General features: G+C 45.5%; 19 protein-coding genes. 6 read left to right on the top strand and 13 right to left on the bottom strand.

All coding sequences use genetic code 11. The features are described from left to right. Positions 1-173: 173 nt before the first annotated feature. The 4 genes from LRP49_RS01275 to LRP49_RS01290 all read right to left on the bottom strand — a co-directional run bounded on the left by LRP49_RS01275 (position 174) and on the right by LRP49_RS01290 (position 5,524). Positions 174-836 (bottom strand): hypothetical protein, encoded by a 663-nt coding sequence (locus tag LRP49_RS01275; protein ID WP_274139633.1) that lies wholly within the window; start codon positions 834-836, stop codon positions 174-176. A 99-nt stretch (positions 837-935) separates the two neighbouring features. Beyond that, positions 936-2,765, bottom strand: coding sequence for a hybrid-cluster NAD(P)-dependent oxidoreductase (locus LRP49_RS01280; RefSeq protein WP_274139635.1), 1,830 nt, complete (start codon positions 2,763-2,765; stop codon positions 936-938). Positions 2,766-2,909: 144 nt separating this feature from the next. Then, entirely contained in the window at positions 2,910-4,475 is a 1,566-nt protein-coding gene (locus LRP49_RS01285) for a hypothetical protein (RefSeq protein ID WP_274139636.1), read from the bottom strand. Positions 4,476-4,636: 161 nt separating this feature from the next. Beyond that, positions 4,637-5,524: a LysR family transcriptional regulator gene (locus tag LRP49_RS01290; RefSeq protein ID WP_274140085.1), complete on the bottom strand. Its 888-nt coding sequence runs from the start codon at positions 5,522-5,524 to the stop codon at positions 4,637-4,639. A gap of 210 nt (positions 5,525-5,734) precedes the next feature. Here LRP49_RS01290 and dgcN point away from each other — a divergent pair, with 210 nt between their 5' ends. From dgcN to LRP49_RS01305, 3 genes are all read left to right on the top strand, one after another. After that, positions 5,735-6,742 (top strand): N-acetyltransferase DgcN, encoded by a 1,008-nt coding sequence (gene dgcN, locus LRP49_RS01295; protein WP_274139637.1) that lies wholly within the window; start codon positions 5,735-5,737, stop codon positions 6,740-6,742. 10 nt (positions 6,743-6,752) lie between these two features. Beyond that, positions 6,753-7,691 (top strand): N-acetyl-D-Glu racemase DgcA, encoded by a 939-nt coding sequence (gene dgcA, locus LRP49_RS01300; protein ID WP_274139638.1) that lies wholly within the window; start codon positions 6,753-6,755, stop codon positions 7,689-7,691. Between the two features lie 175 nt (positions 7,692-7,866). After that, positions 7,867-9,000: an acyl-CoA desaturase gene (locus tag LRP49_RS01305; protein WP_274139639.1), complete on the top strand. Its 1,134-nt coding sequence runs from the start codon at positions 7,867-7,869 to the stop codon at positions 8,998-9,000. A 54-nt stretch (positions 9,001-9,054) separates the two neighbouring features. On the opposite strand, the gene LRP49_RS01310 is transcribed toward LRP49_RS01305, so the two are convergent. Beyond that, positions 9,055-9,477, bottom strand: a complete 423-nt coding sequence (locus LRP49_RS01310) for a GFA family protein (protein WP_274139640.1) — start codon at positions 9,475-9,477, stop codon at positions 9,055-9,057. Positions 9,478-9,689: 212 nt separating this feature from the next. Here LRP49_RS01310 and LRP49_RS01315 point away from each other — a divergent pair, with 212 nt between their 5' ends. Continuing rightward, complete coding sequence (locus LRP49_RS01315; protein ID WP_274139642.1) at positions 9,690-9,971, top strand: hypothetical protein; 282 nt, start codon at positions 9,690-9,692, stop codon at positions 9,969-9,971. Between the two features lie 13 nt (positions 9,972-9,984). On the opposite strand, the gene LRP49_RS01320 is transcribed toward LRP49_RS01315, so the two are convergent. From LRP49_RS01320 to LRP49_RS01355, 8 genes are all read right to left on the bottom strand, one after another. Beyond that, on the bottom strand, positions 9,985-10,479 hold the full coding sequence (locus LRP49_RS01320) for a rod shape-determining protein (protein WP_274139643.1): 495 nt from the start codon (positions 10,477-10,479) through the stop codon (positions 9,985-9,987). 211 nt (positions 10,480-10,690) lie between these two features. Next, positions 10,691-11,092, bottom strand: coding sequence for a DUF1801 domain-containing protein (locus LRP49_RS01325; protein WP_274139644.1), 402 nt, complete (start codon positions 11,090-11,092; stop codon positions 10,691-10,693). Positions 11,093-11,140: 48 nt separating this feature from the next. Next, positions 11,141-12,124 carry a CobW family GTP-binding protein gene (locus LRP49_RS01330; protein ID WP_274139645.1) on the bottom strand — a complete coding sequence of 328 codons (984 nt, stop codon included), beginning with the start codon at positions 12,122-12,124 and terminating at the stop codon, positions 11,141-11,143. A 142-nt stretch (positions 12,125-12,266) separates the two neighbouring features. After that, positions 12,267-13,724 carry a hypothetical protein gene (locus LRP49_RS01335; protein WP_274139647.1) on the bottom strand — a complete coding sequence of 486 codons (1,458 nt, stop codon included), beginning with the start codon at positions 13,722-13,724 and terminating at the stop codon, positions 12,267-12,269. Beyond that, complete coding sequence (locus LRP49_RS01340; RefSeq protein WP_274139649.1) at positions 13,721-14,737, bottom strand: family 8 glycosyl hydrolase; 1,017 nt, start codon at positions 14,735-14,737, stop codon at positions 13,721-13,723. The genes LRP49_RS01335 and LRP49_RS01340 overlap by 4 nt, the downstream gene beginning before the upstream one ends. Further along, on the bottom strand, positions 14,734-16,713 hold the full coding sequence (locus LRP49_RS01345; RefSeq protein ID WP_274139651.1) for a cellulose biosynthesis cyclic di-GMP-binding regulatory protein BcsB: 1,980 nt from the start codon (positions 16,711-16,713) through the stop codon (positions 14,734-14,736). The genes LRP49_RS01340 and LRP49_RS01345 overlap by 4 nt, the downstream gene beginning before the upstream one ends. Beyond that, a complete protein-coding gene (gene bcsA, locus LRP49_RS01350) occupies positions 16,706-18,928 on the bottom strand; it encodes a UDP-forming cellulose synthase catalytic subunit (RefSeq protein WP_274139652.1) in 2,223 nt (740 codons plus the stop codon). Before bcsA ends, LRP49_RS01345 begins: the two co-directional genes overlap by 8 nt. 1 nt (position 18,929) lies before the next feature. Beyond that, positions 18,930-19,388, bottom strand: a complete 459-nt coding sequence (locus LRP49_RS01355; protein WP_274139654.1) for a hypothetical protein — start codon at positions 19,386-19,388, stop codon at positions 18,930-18,932. Positions 19,389-19,875: 487 nt separating this feature from the next. Between LRP49_RS01355 and LRP49_RS01360 the strand changes: the two genes are divergently transcribed. Both LRP49_RS01360 and LRP49_RS01365 read left to right on the top strand, forming a co-directional pair. Beyond that, on the top strand, positions 19,876-21,261 hold the full coding sequence (locus LRP49_RS01360; protein WP_274139655.1) for a TldD/PmbA family protein: 1,386 nt from the start codon (positions 19,876-19,878) through the stop codon (positions 21,259-21,261). Continuing rightward, entirely contained in the window at positions 21,261-22,604 is a 1,344-nt protein-coding gene (locus LRP49_RS01365; RefSeq protein WP_274139657.1) for a TldD/PmbA family protein, read from the top strand. Before LRP49_RS01360 ends, LRP49_RS01365 begins: the two co-directional genes overlap by 1 nt. Positions 22,605-22,683: the final 79 nt, after the last annotated feature.

Raw genomic sequence — 22,683 nt, forward strand, 5'->3', positions numbered from 1 at the left:
GCAAAATATAACGTAAAGTGCGCACTAATGTCTCAAGCATATGACATTCTTCTCATAAGCATAGTGCGAGTTGTTCACTTTATCGCCACGATTCAGCTTTCTATCACTGCTTTGTTGAATTAGGTACCGTTTTACCCGAGACCCTCACCGAAACGCCATACCGTTACGATTGGTTATTCTTGCGGCGCGCGAAAAGACGCGATTTGTCGATTTACGCTGTCCAGTGCTCTGTTTTTGTTTTCAAACTCAACAATTAGCTGCTGCCCTTCTTGTCGCCATTTATTGAACTTGTCACAGTCCGCTTCAGATACCCAATTCCAAGAGTTACCTTGCTTAAACTCATCACATGCCGTCTTACTGAGTTCAGCTTTGTGGCTGGCCTTCAATATGTCTTCGTTGAGATCACCCACTTGTTTTGTCAGGGCATAACGCTGTTCATAGAGCTTGTCTGTATCAATGATTCGCTGCTCTAATGCGCTAACGTTGGTCTCTAACGCGGCAACCTTATCATTCAGCACCTTTGTCTCTTGGGTGTGTTTTTTCTTATTGATTTCTATTTGTTCAAGAAGAGAATGAGACGCCAACTCTTTCTCAGACAGCTTTGTCTGCAAACTGGCGATATCGGTCACCTGCTCTTCTATTTTTGTCTCTAATGCCAAAACTTCATCACGTGCAACGGCCAGTGCGACATTTGAAGCGTCTCGTTGCGCCGTCAGGGTATCTAGCGCATCTTGGGATGAACGCTCGTTTGACGACATAAAGTAAGCAACAAGAAAACCACTTAATACCATCCCACCAACAAGGAACAAAACCGATGTTTTCTTTGTCTTTGTCATTACATTCGTCCAATTAAAAAAGCCGCCGCCATCATAACGCACGGCAGCGGCTAATAATGTTAGGTTTCAGAAAAATTCCGTTAAGTTTCTATCAGTTGGTTAAACCTTGGTCAAAACAACATCACCTTGCGGGATACAACAACAGGCAAGGACAAGCCCCTCTTCTTTTTCACCAGGGAAAAGCGCAGGCATGTCGGGTTGGTCCACTTCTCCCTCGACCAATTTCAGCTTACAGCAACCACACACACCTGCTCGACATGAATAATCCACCTGAACACCGGCTTCTTCAGCTTGCACAAGTATTGGGCGTTGATTGTTGCCATAGATGAACTCCCCTTCAATGGTGATAGACACATCTTTTGGCGGTGCATCTTGCTCTATTGTCGGCGGTTCGAAAAACTCTTGCTGCACTTTATCAGGAGAAATGCCCGCTTCTTCCAACAACACTTTTGCAGAAGACATAAACCCTTCCGGGCCACACAAATATATCTGTCGTGCTTCAAGGTTGGACATTGCAACTAAGTGAGATGCGCTTAAGCGACCAGACTCTCCCGTCCAAGAAGACGAAGGACGGCTAAGTGTAAATACAACAGATAAGCCTTTGTGTTGTTTAGTCAGCTCTTCGAGTTCGGAGGCAAAAGGAATATCCTCTTCTGCGCGGCATTGGTGCCAAAATAGGACGTCATGAATACCATCACTATCAGCCATTGCTCTAAGCATCGACATCATTGGGGTGACGCCACTACCTCCAGAAAGCAATAGTAGCGGACTGCGCTTCGCCACATCATCACTCAAATGAAACTGCCCGTCAGGCTGTTGGGCTTTAAACTGGCTACCCACTACAAAGTTGTCATGAATCCAATTTGATACCTGACCACCTTCAACACGTTTAACCGAAATAGCCAAACGCTCAGGGCGCGTAGGCGAAGAGGACAAGGTGTAACGGCGCTGGATTCGCTCACCATCAATATTTAACTCAATCGGCAGATGTTGACCTGCTTTATATTGAGGCTGTGTGCCCTGCTGACTGTCAAACCAGAATGTTTTAAAGTCTTTAGCAACTTCTTCAACCTCTCTGACTTTTAGATTCAACTTGGGTGTTGTGTGGTCCTCATAGACTTCTACGTCTCGGTATTCCAGGACTTCGATTTTATCGTCAGCGGAAATCACACCTTCGTTTAGCGCAATCAAGTTCATACCAAAATTAACATTGCCACTCTCGTCAGTACGGAACTGGCTCAGTGTCGTAATCGGTTCGCCCGTTGCTCGAAAACGACCGGTTTCTAAATCCAAAGTAGTGAAAATACAACGGCTACATGGGCGGGCAACATCAAACACGACCGAACCTATACGCACTTTCCCCCACGTATCCTCTTCAAATGCTTCACAACCAGTCGCGACGATGTTTGTACGGAATTGATCCATCGAGTGTTTGTCGGGCGAACGCGCATTTAAGGCGTCTAATGATGCGTCAGAGATCAAAAGTACTGGGAAGCCATCAGCGAAACTGACCTGTGTTTCGGCACTAGAAGAAACGCGGGGTGAAGATTCCTGCCCAATAAATAGCAGTTGCTTTTTACCCCCTAACAGGTGGCTAAACCAGGCATTTGCTGTCGAGGTTGTCGAGTAGGCTGGAAATTCATCTTTAAATACGTTGGTATCGACACGATCCATCGAAAAGTGCGCGTATTTAAGCATCAAAGGAGACATGGTTGGGTGAGTAAGCGTAATCCCATCAGCATTCATTGACGCTTTAACTTGCGTCATTTTGGGTTCGGTTCGCCCGGTTACAAATTTTCCCGTGCTGTCAGCGACCATAAAGCGGCGGTCGAAGCTGAAGCCTATCTTTTCAACCCAAACATTTGAAAGGCTTATCCCAGCGACAGATTTCACCGGAAAGACATTTAATTGACTGACTTTTGCGCCCACAATGGCTCCTTATATTTTTATTGTTCACTTCCTTCTGTAATTAGAGCACATTTTCCGCGTCCAACTAAACCCTCTATTTGGCACAGCACAAGGTATTGCACCGCTTTATCTCTCTGATTCTTATTGCAAGTTTCAACTAAATAGCTATGACGAAGCAATAATGCGTTCTAAACGCTCAGGATCACTAACGAGCGTTGGATACTTTAAGTACATATGATGGAGACACGTTAAGCATAATGAAATACAGCTCAGTGTCTTATCTCGAATCTCCTCGGCGTCCCACCACGCTTCACCAGACAATATCAATGCCCAATCTTGCTCTAACGTTTTGGCTAATTGAATTGCTTCATCACTTCCGCCAATCACAAGTGCGCCGATTGCATCAGACAAGCGATTAGCATCCGCACCTGCCCCAAATAAATTTCTTAGCGCCAGAATACTGTCCAACAAGCCATCTAATTTTTCAGGCTGTCTCGCTGCACAAAACAAGCGAGAGAATGCGATACGAATTCCTCTTGAGTCCGTATCCTCCAATCTCAGGCTCCAACTTTCGAGATCATCTAACACATCATTGGAGATCTCTAATGGATATTCGGCTTCTTGTACGGTATCGACCCACTCTTTGGCACTTTCCAGCGAGAACGGGTCAACCCGCCAAACCCATTCCGGCGCAACAAATGGCGATGATTCAGAAAGAAAGCACATGGCGATACAAAGTGTGATGTTGAGTTCGGTAGAAGCTTTTTCATTTTCAGCGTCTTGAACTTCATCTGGCCAATCATCATCTTCCAGCAAATCACCACTGTTCACCGCATACGCAAAACCTGACTCCAACATAAAGCCGCTGTCTTTTCGCTTCGCCATTTGGCTGGGGATTTGAAGAACATACTCGGCGATTGAAGGGGTGTACCGGCGTAACGTACCCCACTTGGTATCTAGCTCGTCAAGGTCGGTCAACGATGCGTTTCTAAAACCAACGAAAAGAGGGATCTGAGCCACTTCACCATCTGCGACGCTCCTGGCGATTTCGAGCATTTCCAATACAGTATCGACAAATGTCTCTTGGGATACGGGGCCACGAATACGCATTAAATCGTAACTATTAATCAAAATCGCTGCAGGCAGAGAAGAAAGGGTGATGATGCCTCTTCGCCCATTTGAGTCTGCGTAATGTCCCCATGTTTCGCTTGGGGAGTTCCCGATTGCTTCGAAGATACGTTCAAAAGAGAGATCTTCCAAGATCTGACGGTATAACGCTTTACTGCTGGGAAGATGCGAAATAGCTGCACTCAGATACCCTGACGCTCGGTAAAACAGGTGAGGTCTTGTCCCCGCTTTCACTAAAAAAAGCGGATACAAATCGAGTGCCAGTGCAGCAAGACTTTTTGATAGTGCGTCGCTGCCTTTGGTATTGATCACTCGGCCATTATTTTGTTTGTGCCAAACCGTGAAAATATGGCGTTCGCCGTGCAGAACATGAGGTAAACGATGAAAAAATGACTGTTCAATATCGCCTTGAGATACAGCGACGGCACGCATTTGACGGCACAATTGAATGTAGGATGCCAAGGTATCTTTTTGCTTGGCGGATAGCGCGAATTGCTGCTGAAGGATTTGCCTCGCTTCTGGCTCAGAAACGTTCAAAATATAGCTAATAACACGATGCCCCATCGCCTTTACAAAATTTGGGATAGGTTCTTTCAACGGCATAACTCCTCCCGTTTGAAACAATGGCTTTTCGCAGCGAATATGAATTCTATAGTCGTCTATCCTAGTTATCGGCACTACTCTAAAAAAATATAGCAGCGCATTGTTACTCTTCTCTCATCCTCGCTTCGCAAAAAGCCCAAGTCATCTGAAAATGCACGAATTTATCGGGTATCAACACCCGCAATATTTTTAAGTGCAGACCACACTTTCTCCCCCGACGGATGCAACCGAGATTGATACCTATACGCGAAGTACGACACGTTACGCTGGTGTGACTCATCGCCAATCTCAATTAACTCGCCTGTATTTAGCTCGTGAGTAATTAAGAAATCGGGAAGCCATGCAACGCCATTTCCATCGATAGCCTGCTTTTTGAGAAGATCGACCATTGATGAAATAAAAACAGGCATGAGTGCTAATTGCTGCCGAACGGGTTCAAGTTGGCGGCCCATATATAGCGAAGGGCTATAAGCCAACCACGGAACGGTGTCTTCTTCAATGCTAAAGCGTGGCGAACCGTCTGATTTCGCACCACTAACGGGGATTAGGCTTCCCGTTCCCATTTGGATATGTTCAAAAGGAGGCAGCTTTAAATGCTCGTTGTCAAATGCGAGCAAGATGTCACATCCCCCCTGCTGCAACGCTTCTACGGCTTCATCCACATTCATAGCATCGACACAAAGCAAGGGCATCTCTTCCTCACTAAAATGATGCTGTAGCATTTCCGTAGACCGAAATACGAGCGAATGTGCCGAAGCAATTCTTACGATACTTCCATCGGTATAATTCAACGCAGATATTTCGCCAATACTGTCGGCAATTTGGGTTATCAAGGTTCTCGCTGTTACTCGAAAGATGCGACCACTGGCAGTCAACGCTATCGGTGTTTGAGAGCGATCAATAAGCTCAGCCCCCACTGCCTGTTCGAGCATTCTAATACGACGACTAAACGCAGGTTGTGTGATGTTTCTGTTCGTTGCTGCGACAGAGAAGTTACGTGTTGCAGAAAGAACCAAAAAATCTTCAAGCCATTTGCTTTCGATATTCATCACGCCTTCGCTCCCTCAACAAAAATCCAGAATATCCACCAAATAGCGTCGCAACAACCTATTTACGAGATCTACATAACAATTATAAAGCCTTGCCATAACAATTATGCATTGGTCAGGCTGACTTGGCATTTTCCATACTGCCTAATTCGTTCTTATAGTTAGTGTATTGAAGCCACCAGCAATCGTTCGATGCAAACAAGGACAGTTATGAATATCCCTTCCCCCTACCTATTAATGCTCGGAGACTCCTCTGATCCGCTCTCTATCAAAACAGCGCGCGGCATTCACTATTGGCGCCCAGAGAAATGTCTCGGACAGCTTCGTCTAAACGAAAGCACGGCGTCGCTTTCTCTGCCCGACATGGACATCAAAACTGCATCTGACATGGGGGTGAAAACGCTGGTCTTAGGCACCGCAAACGCAGGAGGGGTATTAGCTGAACATTGGATTCCGCTCATTGTTGAAGCGATTGAGTTAGGCATGAATATCGCTTCTGGTTTGCACCAAAAGCTCACTGACGTTCCCGCCATTGCACACGCTGCAAACCTACGTGGCGTATCACTGTTCGATTTACGCCATAACAACGAGCAACTCGATGTTGGTTCAGGAGCAAAACGGTCGGGCCGGAGATTGCTTACAGTGGGGACTGATTGCTCAGTAGGGAAAATGTTCACGACACTGGCCTTGGAAAAAGCCATGCAAGACAAAGGGTTTGATGCCACTTTTTGTGCCACTGGCCAAACAGGGATACTGATACAAGGCTCAGGCATCGCGATTGATGCAGTGGTCGCAGATTTTATCTCTGGAGCGACCGAATCCCTCTCCCCAGAATGCCAACCACACCAGTGGCAGCTTATCGAGGGACAGGGATCATTGCTTAACCCTGCCTTCTCAGGCGTTACGATGGGGCTCCTTCACGGAGCCCAACCCGATGCGTTGGTCTTGTGTCATGAGGTGGGACGAGACCATATGCGCCATTTACCACATATGGCCATGCCTGAGTTGGAAGACATTATGGTGTTATCCGTCTCTCTTGCGAAGCTTACCAGTTCCAACCCACAATTTGTCGGCATTGCGGTCAATACTTCCGTATTGGACGATGCAGAGGCTCTGTCTTACTTGAATGCGCTTTCTAAACAATATGGTTTACCCGCAACCGATCCTGTTCGTTATGGCGTTTCTTCTATTGTCACGCGCATAGAACAACAGTTTTGAGGAGATAGCCGTGAAAATTGATGCCCAAATTGTATCGTACAAGCTGAAAAAGCCATTCACCATATCGAGAGGAAGCCGCACTACGGCGGAAGTCATTCAAGTCACCATAACGCAAGATGGCAAGGTGGGAATTGGTGAATGCTCCCCGACAGGGAGATATGGCGAAACCTTTGACAGCGTGATGGCACAGATTGCATCGCTAGAGCCTCACCAGTTCGACCGAGCTACGCTGCAAACACTGCTGCCAGCCGGCGCAGCCAGAAACGCCATCGACTGTGCGCTCTGGGATTTGGCGTCGAAGAGTTTTCCATTCGAATTTGATCTTCCAAGCACGATTCAAACGGCAATGACTGTGTCTATCTCATCTGCGGATAACATGGCCCAAGAAGCCAGCAGCTACATCGATCAAGGCGCACGTCTGATTAAAGTAAAACTGGATGCAGAGGATATTTATGAACGTTTGAGTGCGGTTCGTCAGGTCGCACCCGATGCAACGCTTATTGTCGATGCCAACGAAGCCTGGTCTGCACTTGATTTACACCAAACCATTCACCAATTGGTTCCACTTAACATCGCCATGATTGAGCAACCGCTGCCAGCTGCAGAAGATGAAAGGCTAAAAGGTTTAAATAGCCCAATTCCTATTTGTGCAGATGAAAGCTGCCATACCCAAGCTGACATACCTTCGTTGATCGGCCTTTATCAAATGGTCAACATAAAACTGGATAAAACCGGCGGGTTAACGGGCGCACTGGAACTAGAACGCCGAGCCCGTGAAGCCGGATTGGAGATCATGGTTGGATGCATGCTGGGAAGCTCGATTGCCATGAAAGCAGCCCTTCCGGTAGCAGCCAATGCCGTGCTCGTTGATCTGGATGGTGCGTACTTAATCAAGGACGACATTGAAGGCGGCTTGCATTACCAAACAGGTGCGATTGTTCTGTCCTGACCTCGGTGAATGGGCTGCAACACATTCTCAGTGTTTCACAATTTTTTGGACGTTCGGGAGAAGTTAAAAATTTTCTCGTCGAAATTGCGACAAATTGTTAACAGCCATCTTGACCACTATTCTGCCGCATTCTATTCTAGCGTACATGTGTACGCTGGAATTTGCGGTATTTTAAATGGAATCAAATCAAACACAGAAACCTCCTATTATTTGGCTCAATGTTACTGTTTTCGTCGTGACGTTTGCGGTGGCAGTCATTGGTACGCCACTTTGGGCGTATTACCACGGCTTTGACTGGGTGCAAATTGGCATGTTTGCCCTCGCCTTCACCTTTGGGGGAATTTCAATCACGGCGGGGTATCACCGTCTTTGGTCTCATCGAACTTATGAGTCCCACCCTGCTCTGAAGGTGATCTTCGCATTAGGCGGCGCATTCGCCATTCAAAATAGTATTCTGCACTGGTCTTCTGATCACCGTATCCACCATCGTCATGTTGATGACAATGATGTTGACCCTTATTCGGCCAAGCGCGGTTTTTGGTATTCCCATATTGGTTGGATGCTGCGTGAATATCAGAAACATCGCTATACCGACTACACCAACTGCCGAGACCTGCAAAAAGATAAGGTCGTCATGTGGCAGCACAAGTATTACCTACCTCTGGTTCTCGCCACTAATTTCGGTATTCCTATTGCTTTTGGCGTGATTCATGGCGATATCTGGGGTGCAATCATTTTGATCGGCTTTACCCGATTAGTACTGAACCACCACACTACCTTCTTTATCAATTCTCTGGCTCACATATGGGGAAGCCAACCCTACACGGAAAAAAACACGGCGAGAGACAATGGGATTCTCGCGTTGTTTACGTTTGGCGAGGGCTACCACAACTTTCACCATATTTTTGAGAACGACTATCGAAACGGAATTTATTGGTGGCAATTCGATCCAACCAAGTGGCTGATTAAATCTGCAAGTTGGGTTGGCCTCACCCGTAAACTTCGAGAGACCCCCGCAGATAGAATCGAAAAGGCAAGAGCAACACTGCTCCTGAAGAACATTCAGGAACGTTTAAGTGTCATGCCCAATGCATCACATCGTCTGCAAATTATCGAGCAAGAATATGATGCGCTGGTTTCTCGTATGAGTGAATACTACGAAGCGCAAAAACGCTTGATTGACCTTAAAAAAGAAAACTTACTGAAGAAGTACGAAAAAGCTATTTTGGTTCAACAGCTTCAAATTCTTAAGTTTGATTTCCAAAAACAAAAACGTAACTGGCTGACACTCACGTCGAGTTACGCTTAGTTCAGTCATTAAATCGCAAGGGCAGCACATTGTGGCTGCCCTTTTTAATGGCGGTTAACTTTGTCTGCCTTCTGGAAATGTAGGCAAACCATCTGTCACTTCGTACCAACTCGCTGCATATCGCGTAAAAATATGCGCATCAGGTTTTTGCGAAATCGGGCTATCCAAGGTTCCTAATGTAAACTCCACCAGCGATCCGTCACTGTTTGAAGCTTCAAATAAAAGGCTGGAACCACAGTGCTTGCAAAAAGAACGCTTCGTCCCATTTTCTGCCTCATATACGGCGAGTTCATCTTCTCCTTTGACAAAACGGAAGTGGTTGGCTTTCGCTTCACCAAAGGTGGCAAATGCAGCACCATGGAATTTACGGCACATCGTGCAATGGCAGTGCCCCATCGCTGGCTCTAGATGATCAACTTCATAGGCTATCTGACCACACAAGCATTGCCCTGTTAACCTATCACCTGATGTTGCCATATCTCTCTCCTGATTATCATGCCATTGGGTAAATACCCTATCAACTCCGGTAATTATTTACAAAAACCATACTGCCTATGCCCTTTAGTTCGCCCCAAATAATAGAAAGGACTCGAATGAAAAGTGCGAGTTATATCATCATATTTGTCGACATTAGCCGCGTGCCACAATAAAATCCTCGGCTTCACCATCTTTGCTTTGCGAGAGATACCATGACGCCGAAACCATCTCGCACGGACGCAATGAAGCTCATCATTGAGCAGGTAAAGCAGGAATTACCTTTATACGAGCCCGAAACATTTGTGTGTGGACCAGACAACAACTGTATTGGCTGTCCTAAGAAGTTGATTGAACTTGTGGATTCAGAATTGACGTACTGGGAGTCTGCAATGTCACGGGGTGTAACGCCTCAATTTGACGAAATAAGGCGTTTTGGAAAACTCTGCACAAATGTTAAACGTGGTCTTGTTCGGAATAACATCATTTCGGCATAGCCAAGTAAAGCGGCTACGCTTTTCCAAACGTATCATGAGCGCGGGTAAGTTGCGCTTCTTCTAGGGTCTCCCCCCAGTAAACGAAGGCACTTTTAACACCCGCATGATACGCCATTTCGCACAGTGCTTTCTTTTCTACTTCTGTGATCCCGCCTTCTACTTTTTCCATTGGATGCAATATCACCTGAATCCGAGGCATTAAGACGCCCGTTTTCACGACCTGCGCGATTGCATGACGAAGTAAAGGTTGAATCGCTTTATAGTCCGAAATGATACTACGAGGATGACTAAAGGGGTTGGATATTGTGACAGCATTTACATTACGGAACTTTTCAGCCCCATTGCCAAAAGCAAGAATTTGCTTTTGCTTTCTTTCACCAAATCTCCATGCTATCTGCGGTTTTTCGTCGAAAACTTTTCCTGTTTTCCCATCAAATACACGCAATCGATCTGACCACATTTGAATGTACAACGTATTCCCGTAGGCATAGATAAATCTCGAAAGCATGTTGGCGGCTACTCAATATGTCATCACCCATTCTGTTGGGCGTGATTGTTACCCAAACTGGCCGGAGACAGCGTCTTTACTTTATTTGGGTAGAATGAATTTGTTGCCCCGATTGTGATTCAATACTGGCATGTCTCAAAATAGCCCGTTTCTATTTTACGCTGCATTGCACAGAATATAAGACATACCTTGTAACATTTCAGTCGTATCTCTATAAGCCTAGCAAAAATAGCTTTTTCCTTGCTTTATATGTGAATGCAACAGCAATACACTTTTGTACACTCTCATTCGAAAGCACCTCATTTATGCGAAGTAGTGCACTTCTATTCCCTTCGTAAATAAAGGCCTTTGGCATAACTTCTCTAAATGTTTCGATTAACTGCGTTTGGCAGTTAAACAGAAGCGAAATATGGTCAGGGTGGCTTTCTGCCCAATCAATCCGAATCGCAGTTCCCCCTTTAACCACGTAGCTAGGCTGGCCCCACTTTAGTGATTCTTCCACATTTTTGTCCAATTTTTCAGCTACTGCGTAAATCTGTTTTCGAACGAGGAGTAATTGCTCTCTAATCCCTTCGGGGTAGGACATAAACTTTTCTTCGACAGTACGATCCATTGACTCTCTCCGATAAAAAACCCGACACAAAGGTCGGGCTATCTATGATCATTCGATAAATGAAAGCAGTATTTCTTCCAGCTCATCCCAAGGCAGTGGGGATTTATCAATTACCTCGACTTTAGATTCAACGCCCTCTAAGGAAATCGGATTAACGGTTACCATCTGATTCACGACGTTAAATGCGTACATGCCCTCATCCGTTTTCATCACCGCTTTTACACGCTCTGCGTTGAGGTTTGCCAGCAAGCCATAAACCGCATCAAACGGGAAGGTAATTGTCGGCTCAAATATCCAACCACAACTGACATACCCTTGGCCTTTGTTTTCTTTACGTCGGAATTTTTCTCCGGGCTCAAGCTCGAACGGCGGCATTTCATCGCCATCATGTGAATGGTGATGCGCAAACTGAGCATTTCGGTCAACACGAGGAAGAGATAGCCACTCTGGCTTTAGCGCACCCTGTTCCACATAGCCTGACGCCAACTTCGCAATTTCAGAATCGGCAACATATCGCTCAAAAGCCGCAATGTCATCTTGTGAACAAAGGTCTGTTTTATTCGCAACAACGACATCAGCAAGTGCCAATTGATCTTGGAAGTTTTGATTTTCTGTATACCGTGCGTCTCCGAAATTGCGTGGATCCACCATGGTAATCGTCGCATTCAGGTCGATATAATTTTCGTAGTGCTCCGAAAGTAACTTCCCAATAATGTCTTTCGGGTGGCCGAGCCCCGTCGGCTCAATCAACAGTCGGTCAGGATTTTGTGCAAGTAACGCATTAATGCCAATGGCCATTGGAAGCCCTGCGACACAGCACATGCATCCACCCGGGACTTCTTTGACAATCGCCCCCTGCTCACTAAGAAATGCGCCATCAACACCCACTTCTCCAAACTCATTAACCAGCACTGCCCAATTTTCATTTTCTGGCTTTTGCTTGAGTAGAGAAAGAATTGCTGTGGTTTTCCCCACGCCGAGAAAGCCAGTGATGATATTCGTAGGGACTTTTTTGGTAAGTTTTTCTGCCATGATTTTCCTGTGCCCCATTGACCCGTGGAGCTTACACCCTGTGTGATTTCAGTGAAGAGAGTGTATCAGGTGAATCTTGTGAACACATCGGTTTTTGCCAGTGCTCTCAACAGGAAGCACTGGCAAGCCATTTTGCAATCAGCTAGGAGTTATACTTTTTACACTTCGGATCCTTTGTTGCTAATCCGCACCTAATGATCATATAAGAATGCTTATAATCTTCATTGTGAGGGAATGCTTCCGTCAACTTGCTGTATTCCTTGAGTGCTTTTAACTTTTTCTGGCTGTTGTAAAGGGACCAGGCTTTCACTTCGATCAGTTTTACATCTTTCCCATATGCCATTTCGTAGTTTCTGATATGCGAAAGTGCCACGCCATATTCTTTAGCATTGAACGCGTTAAACACACGCTTCATTGCCAATTGTCTATCTATCTCAATACGTTTTTCCGCATCGTCAATATTTAAGGCCAACGCTTGTGCTTTGTCTGAGAATCCAAACTTCTGAAGTGACAATACATACCCGTATTGCGTTAAACCTCTTTCAGGTGAATTGGCATCCATCATGTCGAGAGCACGTTCAAATGACATCGACGCTGACATGGGACGTCCAATTTCATACAGTTTCCAACCTTGGAGCGCATATTCTTCTGCATTCAGCTGACTTTTTTGAGAAAGCGTCCGTAAACATTCTCCTGCACTTCCCTCGCAGTGAATAGGAGCTTCATCATCCGAGCCAAACGTTAAGTCAGTCAGATTCGGAAATTGTTCAACCCATTGTTGGTGTTCTTGATGCAATTGTTCAAGCTCACCAAGCTGCTGCAAACTCAGTAACTTTCCTTCAACACGTTTCTGGGTAGGCCCGGCCCATTGAATGGATTTCTCGAACCAATTTAATGCAGACTTTGCATCCTCACGTTTGATGTATTTCCACCCCAAGATTTCAGCGGCTTTACCATCTTTGTATGACTCAACATTTGAAAGTGCAGTGGAAAGCTCGTGATCGGATACCGAATTTTTAGATAACGTTGCGAGCATGACATCATTTTCCATTCTAGCTGCGACCTTTTCGTCAAAGCCTGCTGATTTTCGATAGCGTGCAACGATATCCGCACCAGCATTCGCGCCAGCCCAGCCAAACAACTTGGTGGCCGTGCTCTGCTCATACCCTTCGCAATTGTCCAAGGCGTATTGATACTTCGCTTTTGTATTTTCACCATATCCTGAAACAACTTCACGCTGTAAGTCCAACCACACCCATTGAATGCGTTCACAACTTAGCCACTGTTCATTGCTTTTCAATAAGGCATCTGCGGCTGAATATCGCTGAGTTTTGATAGCACTCGACAGTTTTTCGATGCTTTCTCGGTAGGTGATTTCATCAACAAGTACATCCGAAACAGGGTTTCCTTCAATCGCTTGCTTTGCAGCTTGCCACCCCTTTTGATCTAGGACTTCCCAAAGTGGGGTTTCATCAAAGTCATTCGCGGTTTCTGTTTTTACTTCAACGACAATGCGTTCATCAAAGAGATTTACTTCATGATGATCTTGCGCATTAGCACCAAATACGGCGAACAAAGTCATTAACGTCATCGTTTTCATTTGCAAACCCTCTCCTTGTAAGCCATGTGCGAAAGAAGCACCAAGCTGTCTGAGTAGTAATCTTTTCCTTGAGGCGTGATAGATATGCCTTGATCGACCGATCGCGTTCCATTTGCCATCGCAACTAACTGAGCAATGGCTCTCGCACCTGCAGGTGGCGGATAATTTGCTTTCTCACCGGATATGACATCTATCCAAGCCGCATTATCTTTCCCTATCCAACGGGTAAAATTGCGATTAAGCGGGTGCGATTTGTTGCCCCAGACCATATAAAGTGGAATGCGGTAATTTGAATAGCTGAATTGGGAAGGAAAGCTGTTGGCTGGTTGCCAACCTTTGGCCGAATACTGCAACCAATCTGGTGTTAATTTAGCGTCGCCATAAAGGTTTTTACTCAAGATGGATAGCCCGCTGTCTGACAAGGCATTCCACACTTTGTCGTATTTCGAAAAAGATGCCAAGGCGGGATACACCCAGTAGCCTGGATTGACAATCGTACGATCACCGAAGGAAAAGCCATGAGTTCCTGGCAGTAACACCGTTTCACCGTTGACTCTTCTCATATGAGACGTTTGAAGGTCCCTAACTATATTTTTGGCCTTTGCGTTATATCCTAAGCGTGGCCATTGACTATGAGCACGCATAAGAGCCCATGCAATCAATACATCACCATCACTGGCGTTGTTCTTATCTGGAATATGGGGTTTCTGCGGTTGCCACTTCCAAGAGAAAAGCGAGTCAACCTCACGCTGTAAGTGCCGTTCAGTCCAGCTCCAAAGCTTTGAAAACATGGCTTTATCTTCATAGTGAACCGCCATTAGCATTCCATAACCCTGCCCTTCGCTGTGCGAGATACGCTTGTTGGCTGTATCTACAACACGCCCTTCGCTCGTTACAAAACTCTGCTTAAATGACGCCCACATCCAATCATTACGATCACACTGTGCATTCGCGTGTACAGCATTGCTGGTCATCGCGGCAAGCATTGCTGCACACATCAAGCTATATTTCATCGGCGTGTCTCCAAGGAGCGAGTCACGAAGGCTGACATCCACCAAATAATAAGCAAAGCAACCGCTGCTAGACCTGCGGGATAGCCAATAAAAGCGGCTTTAACAAATTGAGATGTACTGCTAGAAAACTCACGTTCGCTCAATACACCCGCGGGAGGCATGATGTGTTCGTTACGTAAAAAACTTGCGAACTCTTCGGACGTACTTTCCAGCATGATAATGCGATACCAGCCTTGGTCATTGGTATGTTTTACATACGCGATTTCATCAACCGTGTTTGGCTCAAAGTCATTAACGCTTTCTTCTTCAAATTGGGTGTTAGCAACAAAATCAAACAGACGTTGCTTCATTTCCCCCCACGTCGAATGCGGTTTAATTTCGGTAAAGAAAGGGGTCGCTTGCTCTTCTTCCCCAAACACAACGTGGAATGGCCTTGTTTGTTCGCGGTCCGCCGTCACCAGAAGGCCAGGCATCGCTTTTTTTGTATGATGGGACACATGACTAATCAATCGCCAGAGGCTTTCAAGCTGCACCGGATCATTGGGGTCTACTGTTAGTTGGGCTTTTTTCCCACAATCATCTGAAATAGCATAAAAATCCTGGGGAGAAACGTGGTGACTTTCTGTAGGGATAAATTTAACCCATGAGCTTAATTTGAGGTTCGACTTTTCCGACATGTATACAGCAAAACGACGTTGTTGATTTCGAACATCTACAGGTCCATAAACCTCTACCGTCACTTTGTTAATCCCAGGCCGGAAATCACGCATTGGAATGTTTAAACGATAGTGTTGGGAATCTCTCCAATAACTAGAACGCAGCGGCAGGCTATTTGCGTAATCACCATTAACCCGCAAAATCATCGACCCGGCACCGGGGGCCACACGCGAGTGAGTCAACAACAGGTTTATTTTCGCGTTGTCTTCACTACTAAAAAGGATATTACTTGGCATGACAAGACTCAGTTCTAACGGTGTGTCCGTCAAATCCGATTGGTCGGTAAACTCAGACAATAGATAGGTAGAATCACTCTTAAGCGAACGATCAATCATGTCATCGTCTTCGGTGACTACCCAGTGATCTCGTTCAGGTAGTCGACGCACATTATTCGCAAATACCTTGGTCGCACGTTTAACGTCCCTTTCACTTACGCCTGAGAGGAACAATACCCATTCTGACGTTTTAGCCGTGTCTGCCATCCCCAAATAAGGACCGACAATCTGCTGATATTGCTCTTGACCAATCCAACCCGCACTCAATAAGTCATCGCGGGTTCCAAAGACAATGGCTGGCCCTTCAAGTGCTGCGTTATATTCTGAAAACTGCCGATAGTCGAAGTGGTATTCCTTGGAACCCGCTTTTAAGGTCCAACCTTGCACCAAAGAAGCTGCAATGTTTAACGCCGCTTCTGGGTCATTTTTTAACACAGAGACTAAGTGAACTGGCGCATCGTGATGTTGGCCACTTCGCACCATTTCATCAAATGATGAAATGGTTGCGTTGCTCACTTGCCCACTCTCTTGATAATTCAACGTGTATGAGGAACGTTCTGCGCTAATAATGGTTTTCAGCCGTGTCGTATCAATCACCAACGACGGATCATTCGATAGATGCTGGATTCGTAAGTCCAACCGAGGTTCACGCTTTGACAATAGTTCCGACGGAATTGTCATTTCAACCAGCTGATGCTGAGCCCTTTGCTTGATTTCAACATTGGCTAAGGTTCTATTGCCTGCCGATATCCAAAGCATCGATTTATCAATCACATTGTTATTGTAAATTGACAGGGACAGACGGATGCTGTCGACCTCTTGCCCATCCAATATAGAAATAGGCACTGACACAGTTTGGCTTTGACCTCGTAAAACGATGTCATTTTGATTATCTGTCGCATAGGTTAACGGGACCTTTGCCGTTTTTTCAGCCATTGCAAAAGCAGACAGAAAGAAAAGAATTAACGCTGCGCACTTATTCATTCTGAAACTCCCTTTTTCCCTGATAGTTGGATGCCTGTACTTTTTGTTTAACTGACGTGGTTAACACGCGCGTCAGGTTTTGGCATACCAGAGAAAACAGACCAAGCACGGAAGAGAACACATCTTGATTGAGACTCTCTTCATAACGTCTACGCTCTTTCCACCGACTACTCTGCCCGTACGCTTTCGCATACTGAATTTGCATGTCTTGTGCCATGTGACTTTCCAACAAGCAGCAAACTTGAACGCCATGATGGCCATTTTTCACAGCGACAACTCGCATGTTCAGGTGAACCATTTGATAAAGCGGTTTCTTGCTCTTGGCACTCCGTCCCTTCTCTGTGAAATAAGCGACATCCACCATGTCACCTCTGTGAACGTCATGTTCAGACTCTTTCAATGTTAATCGAGCACCTTTCAAAGAGATGTCATTCAAGGTCGCGTTAATGCTCTTGTCTTCAAATTTGATGACCGCCTTTTCATTCATAAGTAAACGCGGCTCGCTACGCCGTTGTTGTTTTTCAAGCATCGCGCCTAAACAGAGCACAATAAGCATAAGATTGAAGGTATTGAAAATGATCACCAATATCAGTTGGCTTTGCTCTGTTGGGAATTGGATATACCGATAGATCCCCCAAGCCTCGGCCAACACCACCAATCCAAAAATAAACGCCATGAAGGGAGTGAGTTTCGAGAAACACACTTTTCTTGTTGTTTCCCCTTTTGGAGTCACGATGAAATTGGGTTTTTTAGGATGGATCAATACGGAAAGTGCCGGCAAACAGAGGTAGATGGACAATGCCGTCTCATAGAGCTCAGAGAAAAACGCCCGCCGAGTCTTACCAAATAGCCTTTGCGTGATCATCACGCTGATCACGAGATGTGGAACAACAAAGATTAAGAAATCTGTGGCGTTGCCAACGAAAATCTGAAGATCCAGAAGCAAATAAAGTAACGGGGAAAGTAAAAATACCGACCGGAATATTGGGAAGAACCAATAGAGTGTCGAGTTCAGATAACATACCCGCTGCGCCATGCTGAGGCCGCGTTTAAAGAGCGGGTTATTTAACAAGAATATCTGAATCATACCCTGAGACCAGCGCGAACGCTGAGTTACGTAAGCACCAAAGGTATCAGGAGAAAGCCCAGCAACCATAGCGCGATTGAGGTAGGCACTGTCCCAACCATTGGCGTGAATATTGATTGCGGTATCAGCATCCTCCGTGATGGTTTTGGTTGAGATCCCACCTACTTCCTCAAGTGCGACACGACGTATAACCGCGGCTGAACCACAAAAGAAGCAACCATTCCAAAAATCCATACCCAATAGAATTTTGTTATAGAACATTTCATTTTCAGAAGGCACCTTATCTTCAATGCCCAGATTCCGTTCTACCGGGCCTGGCGTGATAAAGAAATGCGGTGTCTGAACAAAGCCTAAGTTCGGTTCTTTTTGGAACAACCCCACTGTATTGGACAAGAAGTCTCGTGTCGGTACATGGTCTGCATCCAAAATCAGGATTAAGTCGCCGTCACTTTTTTTCAATGCATGGTTAATGTTGCCCGCTTTCGCCTTTTCGTTACGGTCTCGCGTAATATAGTGTGCTCCCACCTCAGCACAGAACGCTTTTAATGACTCGGCTCTGCGCTTTGCCTGATCAGCAGCATCCACATCGTCATCCGACAATTTCTGATGTGTCCCCCCATCGTCGAGTACATACACATTGCAGACACCTGAATACTCAAGCCGAGACGCAGCCAAAATCGTAGGTTCAACGACATCTAACGGTTCATTGTATGTGGGGATAAAGACATCAACGGATGGCAGCGTTTTTTGATGATCTATCGGGACGCGCTTTCTCTCGTAAGGTTTGACCGTGACAAACATACCCATCACATAAACCAAAATACCGTAGCACTCCGCAAAGAAAAGCAACATTGCAAACGGCAGATCCAAATTACTTTCCCAAGGAAGCGTTTCGTGGAATCGCCAATAAATATATCTGAACGAAATAAACGCGCCGATAATTAAAATGAACGTTGTTGCTCTCGTAGACATGTTTCTAGATAACAACAAGATAAGAACAAAAGCACTCGATGCGAGCCACAAGTGCGTATCAGTGGAAATATTCAGTGTCGCAAGCATGAACAAAGCGTAAAGCCCGCACAAAACCAGCAGCACTTTAATTAGCCGCGTAAACAGATTTAGTCGCATTTCAGAACCCTTCTAACAATAAAGAGAGCTTGAGTCGGTTCACCCAAGAGATGTCTTTTTCTTGATCAGCAGTGCAGTAGTGAGTAAAAAGCGATAGCCAGTAGCCACCTTTTTTCGAATTCTGAAGAGCTACAACACAACGCTCCCCCGTTTCTTTCGTGGTTGTCCAGTACTGAAAAGGCCCAATAGCGTTATAGGCGAGTAAGCCTTCATTGTCTGGCACATGAAAAACGAATTGGGAAGGCGGTTGTTTTAACGGACTTTGGCCAACCACTTGAACCAAGATGTTTTCACCTTCCAAAAACGTGTCGTTTTCAAGCAAGGTCCAAAACCAAGTTTCTTCATTGTGTAATTGGCGATAACTTTTAACTGTATCGATACCATCAATCAAAACAGGCAATTGAAAGGAATCAACTTGCGTCGGATCGTAAATACGAAACTGGCTATTTTTTGATGTCATTTGACACCCTGACAATAAAAATATACCGACGAATGCAATGTAAAGATGGCAACGTAAATTCATGTTAAGCAACACTCCCTATGTTCACCCGCTTGAGTTCTAAGCAAGGAAGATGCCACATCAAATAAATCTATATTTATCCCAATTTATCAATGCGTTAATGGTAATTTAATTTCTTACATTGTTAAGTCGCCCCACTCTTAATGTGATCTTACGCATCACATTCTCAATATGACTTTGAAAATGAATATAAGTGACTAAACATGTGTAAAATGGAAAGAACGCTAGGTTGAGAATAAAGTAAGCCTCTTAAGTACATCCTGAATTCAGTTATTAGCCTAAAAAAACACCATCTCGACCAAGACAGATTACAAAGCAACCAATTAATCTTGCCTATATCACTAAAAGGTAAAGATGATTGGTGCAATTCCCTCAACCTGATAATCTGAAAGTAATAAGAAGCTGACTCTCTATAGAGGAGAAATAAATGCTAAATACCAACACTGCTAAAGCGGTGATTGATCACGCTCTATTTCTGGGTGCTGATTTTGCTGAGCTCTTTGTAGAGCGTCATCATTCAGGAAGCGTTGAACTGCTATCCGGCGACGTTGATAAAGTGAATTCCGGCATTGATTTTGGAATTGGTATTCGTCTTTTTTTTGGTAAGAAAGTCCTGTACGGCTACACCAATAGCCTCGATGAAGAAAAATTAAAGCAGGTCACCTCTCTACTATGTGCCAAAGACAAACGAGACCAAATTGCGACAGCTGGTGCGTTGAACTTTATGACGGGGAACAATCGTCATCACGCATCTATGCCATTCTCAACAGATAACCATGTTGAAGAAAAAATTGCCTACTTGCGAAGGGTTGATGCAAAAGCGCGCGCTGAAAGTGACAAGATTTCGCAAATCGTTGGTCGCATACTCCAGCGCGAACAGCATGTAGAGATCTTTAACTCAACAGGTCTTCATATCCAAGATACCCGCCATTACACCCGCATTGTTTCATCTGTTGTTGCTTCTTCTGGCAGCGAACAATCCACGGGTTACGAAGCACCTGGCATGCTATCTGGCTGGGAGTTTAACACCCAAATCGACCCGGAAGCCCTTGGCGAACAAGCCGCAAAGCAAGCACTTATTAAGCTTGGTGCAGCGGCTTGTCCTTCTGGTGAAATGCCAGTGGTTATCGGTAATGGTTTCGGCGGCGTGATTTTCCATGAAGCATGTGGACACTTGCTTGAAACCACATCCGTCGCTAAAAAAGCCTCGGTATTCCACGACAAAATGGGTGAAATGATAGCTAACCCTGTCGTTAATGCTGTTGATGACGGTCTAATGACTAACGAATGGGGCTCCATCAACATTGATGACGAAGGCATGGAAACCCAACACACGCAACTGATTAAAGATGGCAGGTTAACCAGCTTTATGGTCGACCATATGGGTAGCCTAAAAACGGGGTTTGCGCGCACAGGTTCTGGTCGTCGAGAATCATACAAGTACGCCCCTACGTCACGAATGCGTAATACATATATCGAAGCAGGCAATGACTCCTTTGATGACATGATTAGCGGTATTGAACGCGGTATTTATGCCAAGAAAATGGGCGGCGGCTCAGTACAGCCTGGTACGGGCGAGTTTAACTTTGCCGTGCAAGAAGCTTACATGATTGAAAATGGCAAGATTACGCATCCACTGAAATCAGCAACGCTGATCAGTACTGGCCCTAAAGTGTTGAAAGAAATCAGTATGGTTGGCAACGATTTTGCCCTTGCTGCTGGTATGTGCGGTTCAGTCAGCGGTGCAGTGCCGACTACGGTTGGTCAGCCCGCACTTAAAGTCGATAACATTCTTGTGGGAGGTGGTAACTAATGAGCGAGATGAAAACATTAGAAAACGCCGTCGAACAAGTCCTCGACTTGGCAGCAAAGCAAGGTGCTCAAGCAGATGTTATTGCGTCGAGTGGCGAGAGCTTCAGTTTAAAAGCAGATCAAGGCGAATTGTCAGAGTACAAGGTCACTGCCAGCCAAGTAATTGGTGTGCGTGTAATTAAAGATGAACACGTTGCAATTAGCTACTCCGAGTCACTTGAACCCGCGAGTCTTGAGCAGATGGTCCAGCAGGCTCTGACAAACGCGAGTTACACAAAAAAAGACCCGTTACAACAAATTCGTGCAGAAGGTTTAATCCTTCACACCGACCCGTCGGAAATCTTCCAAGAAGACACCGCGACGCCAGAGCAAAAAATTGAGCTGGCATTAGCATTAGAAGGCCGAATTCGCGAGAAACCTCTCGCTAAATCTGCGCCCTACAATGGTTACAGTGAAAACAGTTCTCTTACATTACTCGGCAATACCTTGGGCACACGATGCTCACATCAAGAACGGACTTTTAGCTGCTATACCACTGCGTTAATCGACCATAACGGCAAACAGGCCATGCATATCGCCGCCTCTGTTGCACGACGCTTCGACGGTTTGTCGCCGGATAAAATCGTCAATGATGCCTATGAAATGGCGAATGCATTACTCGAAGGCGAACCTGTAGAGACTGGGAAATATGCTGTTGTCTTTGCACAAGATTGTCTCAATGAAGTATTAGGGGCTTTCGGCAGTTGTTTCTCGGGTGAATCAGCGAAACGAGGCATTAACCCTTGGCGTGATAAAGTCGGCGAGCAGGTTGCAAGCCCGCTGCTGACATTTAGCGATATCGCTTACATGAAAAATGGGCATTCGATTAAAGCATTCGACAGTGAAGGCTTTGCAACTGGTGACACGCCGTTAATTGAAAATGGCAAACTCATTGGTTTGTTGCACAACTCTGCAACCGCGGCACATTTTGGCGTCACACCAACCGCCAATGCAGGACGTTCAGCCAAGGGGACGCTCAGCGTTACCTCTCGCCACGATGTTATTTCTGCGGGTACAAGCAGTGATGCTGAAATCACTGCGGGTGAATACCTTGAGTTGGTCGAACTGCAAGGCGTACATTCTGGCGCAGATGCTATCAGCGGCGAATTTTCGTTTGGTGCCAGTGGATTCCTTTGCCGAGATGGAAAGCGAATTCGCCCAGTTCGCGGGATAACCGTTGCTGGTAACTTTTATACAATGATCAAAGAAGTTGATGCCGTTGGTAACACCGTCATCCCGAATTATGATGGCCGTTTCTTTGCGCCATTGATTCGATTTACACGTTTGAGCGTCGCTGGGAAATAACACTATCCGCCTAGCAAATATAAAAGAGTCCTGTGCATGGGCTCTTTTTTTTGTCCACACTTAATAGATGACAAAACCA

The organism is Enterovibrio qingdaonensis (genome assembly GCF_028683135.1).
In the GTDB taxonomy this organism is placed as follows: domain Bacteria; phylum Pseudomonadota; class Gammaproteobacteria; order Enterobacterales; family Vibrionaceae; genus Enterovibrio; species Enterovibrio qingdaonensis.

Bases quoted from the DNA above. Each gene is read 5' to 3' on its own strand.
- LRP49_RS01365 (WP_274139657.1), top strand. From the start codon at position 21,261: ATGAGCGAGATGAAAACATTAGAAAACGCCGTCGAACAAGTCCTCGAC.
- LRP49_RS01275 (WP_274139633.1), bottom strand. From the start codon at position 836: ATGACAAAGACAAAGAAAACATCGGTTTTGTTCCTTGTTGGTGGGATG.
- LRP49_RS01330 (WP_274139645.1), bottom strand. From the start codon at position 12,124: ATGGCAGAAAAACTTACCAAAAAAGTCCCTACGAATATCATCACTGGC.
- LRP49_RS01355 (WP_274139654.1), bottom strand. From the start codon at position 19,388: ATGACATCAAAAAATAGCCAGTTTCGTATTTACGATCCGACGCAAGTT.
- LRP49_RS01310 (WP_274139640.1), bottom strand. From the start codon at position 9,477: ATGGCAACATCAGGTGATAGGTTAACAGGGCAATGCTTGTGTGGTCAG.
- LRP49_RS01305 (WP_274139639.1), top strand. From the start codon at position 7,867: ATGGAATCAAATCAAACACAGAAACCTCCTATTATTTGGCTCAATGTT.
- LRP49_RS01325 (WP_274139644.1), bottom strand. From the start codon at position 11,092: ATGGATCGTACTGTCGAAGAAAAGTTTATGTCCTACCCCGAAGGGATT.
- bcsA (WP_274139652.1), bottom strand. From the start codon at position 18,928: ATGCGACTAAATCTGTTTACGCGGCTAATTAAAGTGCTGCTGGTTTTG.
- LRP49_RS01345 (WP_274139651.1), bottom strand. From the start codon at position 16,713: ATGAATAAGTGCGCAGCGTTAATTCTTTTCTTTCTGTCTGCTTTTGCA.
- LRP49_RS01335 (WP_274139647.1), bottom strand. From the start codon at position 13,724: ATGAAAACGATGACGTTAATGACTTTGTTCGCCGTATTTGGTGCTAAT.
- LRP49_RS01285 (WP_274139636.1), bottom strand. From the start codon at position 4,475: ATGCCGTTGAAAGAACCTATCCCAAATTTTGTAAAGGCGATGGGGCAT.
- LRP49_RS01320 (WP_274139643.1), bottom strand. From the start codon at position 10,479: ATGCTTTCGAGATTTATCTATGCCTACGGGAATACGTTGTACATTCAA.
- LRP49_RS01360 (WP_274139655.1), top strand. From the start codon at position 19,876: ATGCTAAATACCAACACTGCTAAAGCGGTGATTGATCACGCTCTATTT.
- LRP49_RS01315 (WP_274139642.1), top strand. From the start codon at position 9,690: ATGACGCCGAAACCATCTCGCACGGACGCAATGAAGCTCATCATTGAG.
- dgcN (WP_274139637.1), top strand. From the start codon at position 5,735: ATGAATATCCCTTCCCCCTACCTATTAATGCTCGGAGACTCCTCTGAT.
- LRP49_RS01290 (WP_274140085.1), bottom strand. From the start codon at position 5,524: ATGAATATCGAAAGCAAATGGCTTGAAGATTTTTTGGTTCTTTCTGCA.
- LRP49_RS01340 (WP_274139649.1), bottom strand. From the start codon at position 14,737: ATGAAATATAGCTTGATGTGTGCAGCAATGCTTGCCGCGATGACCAGC.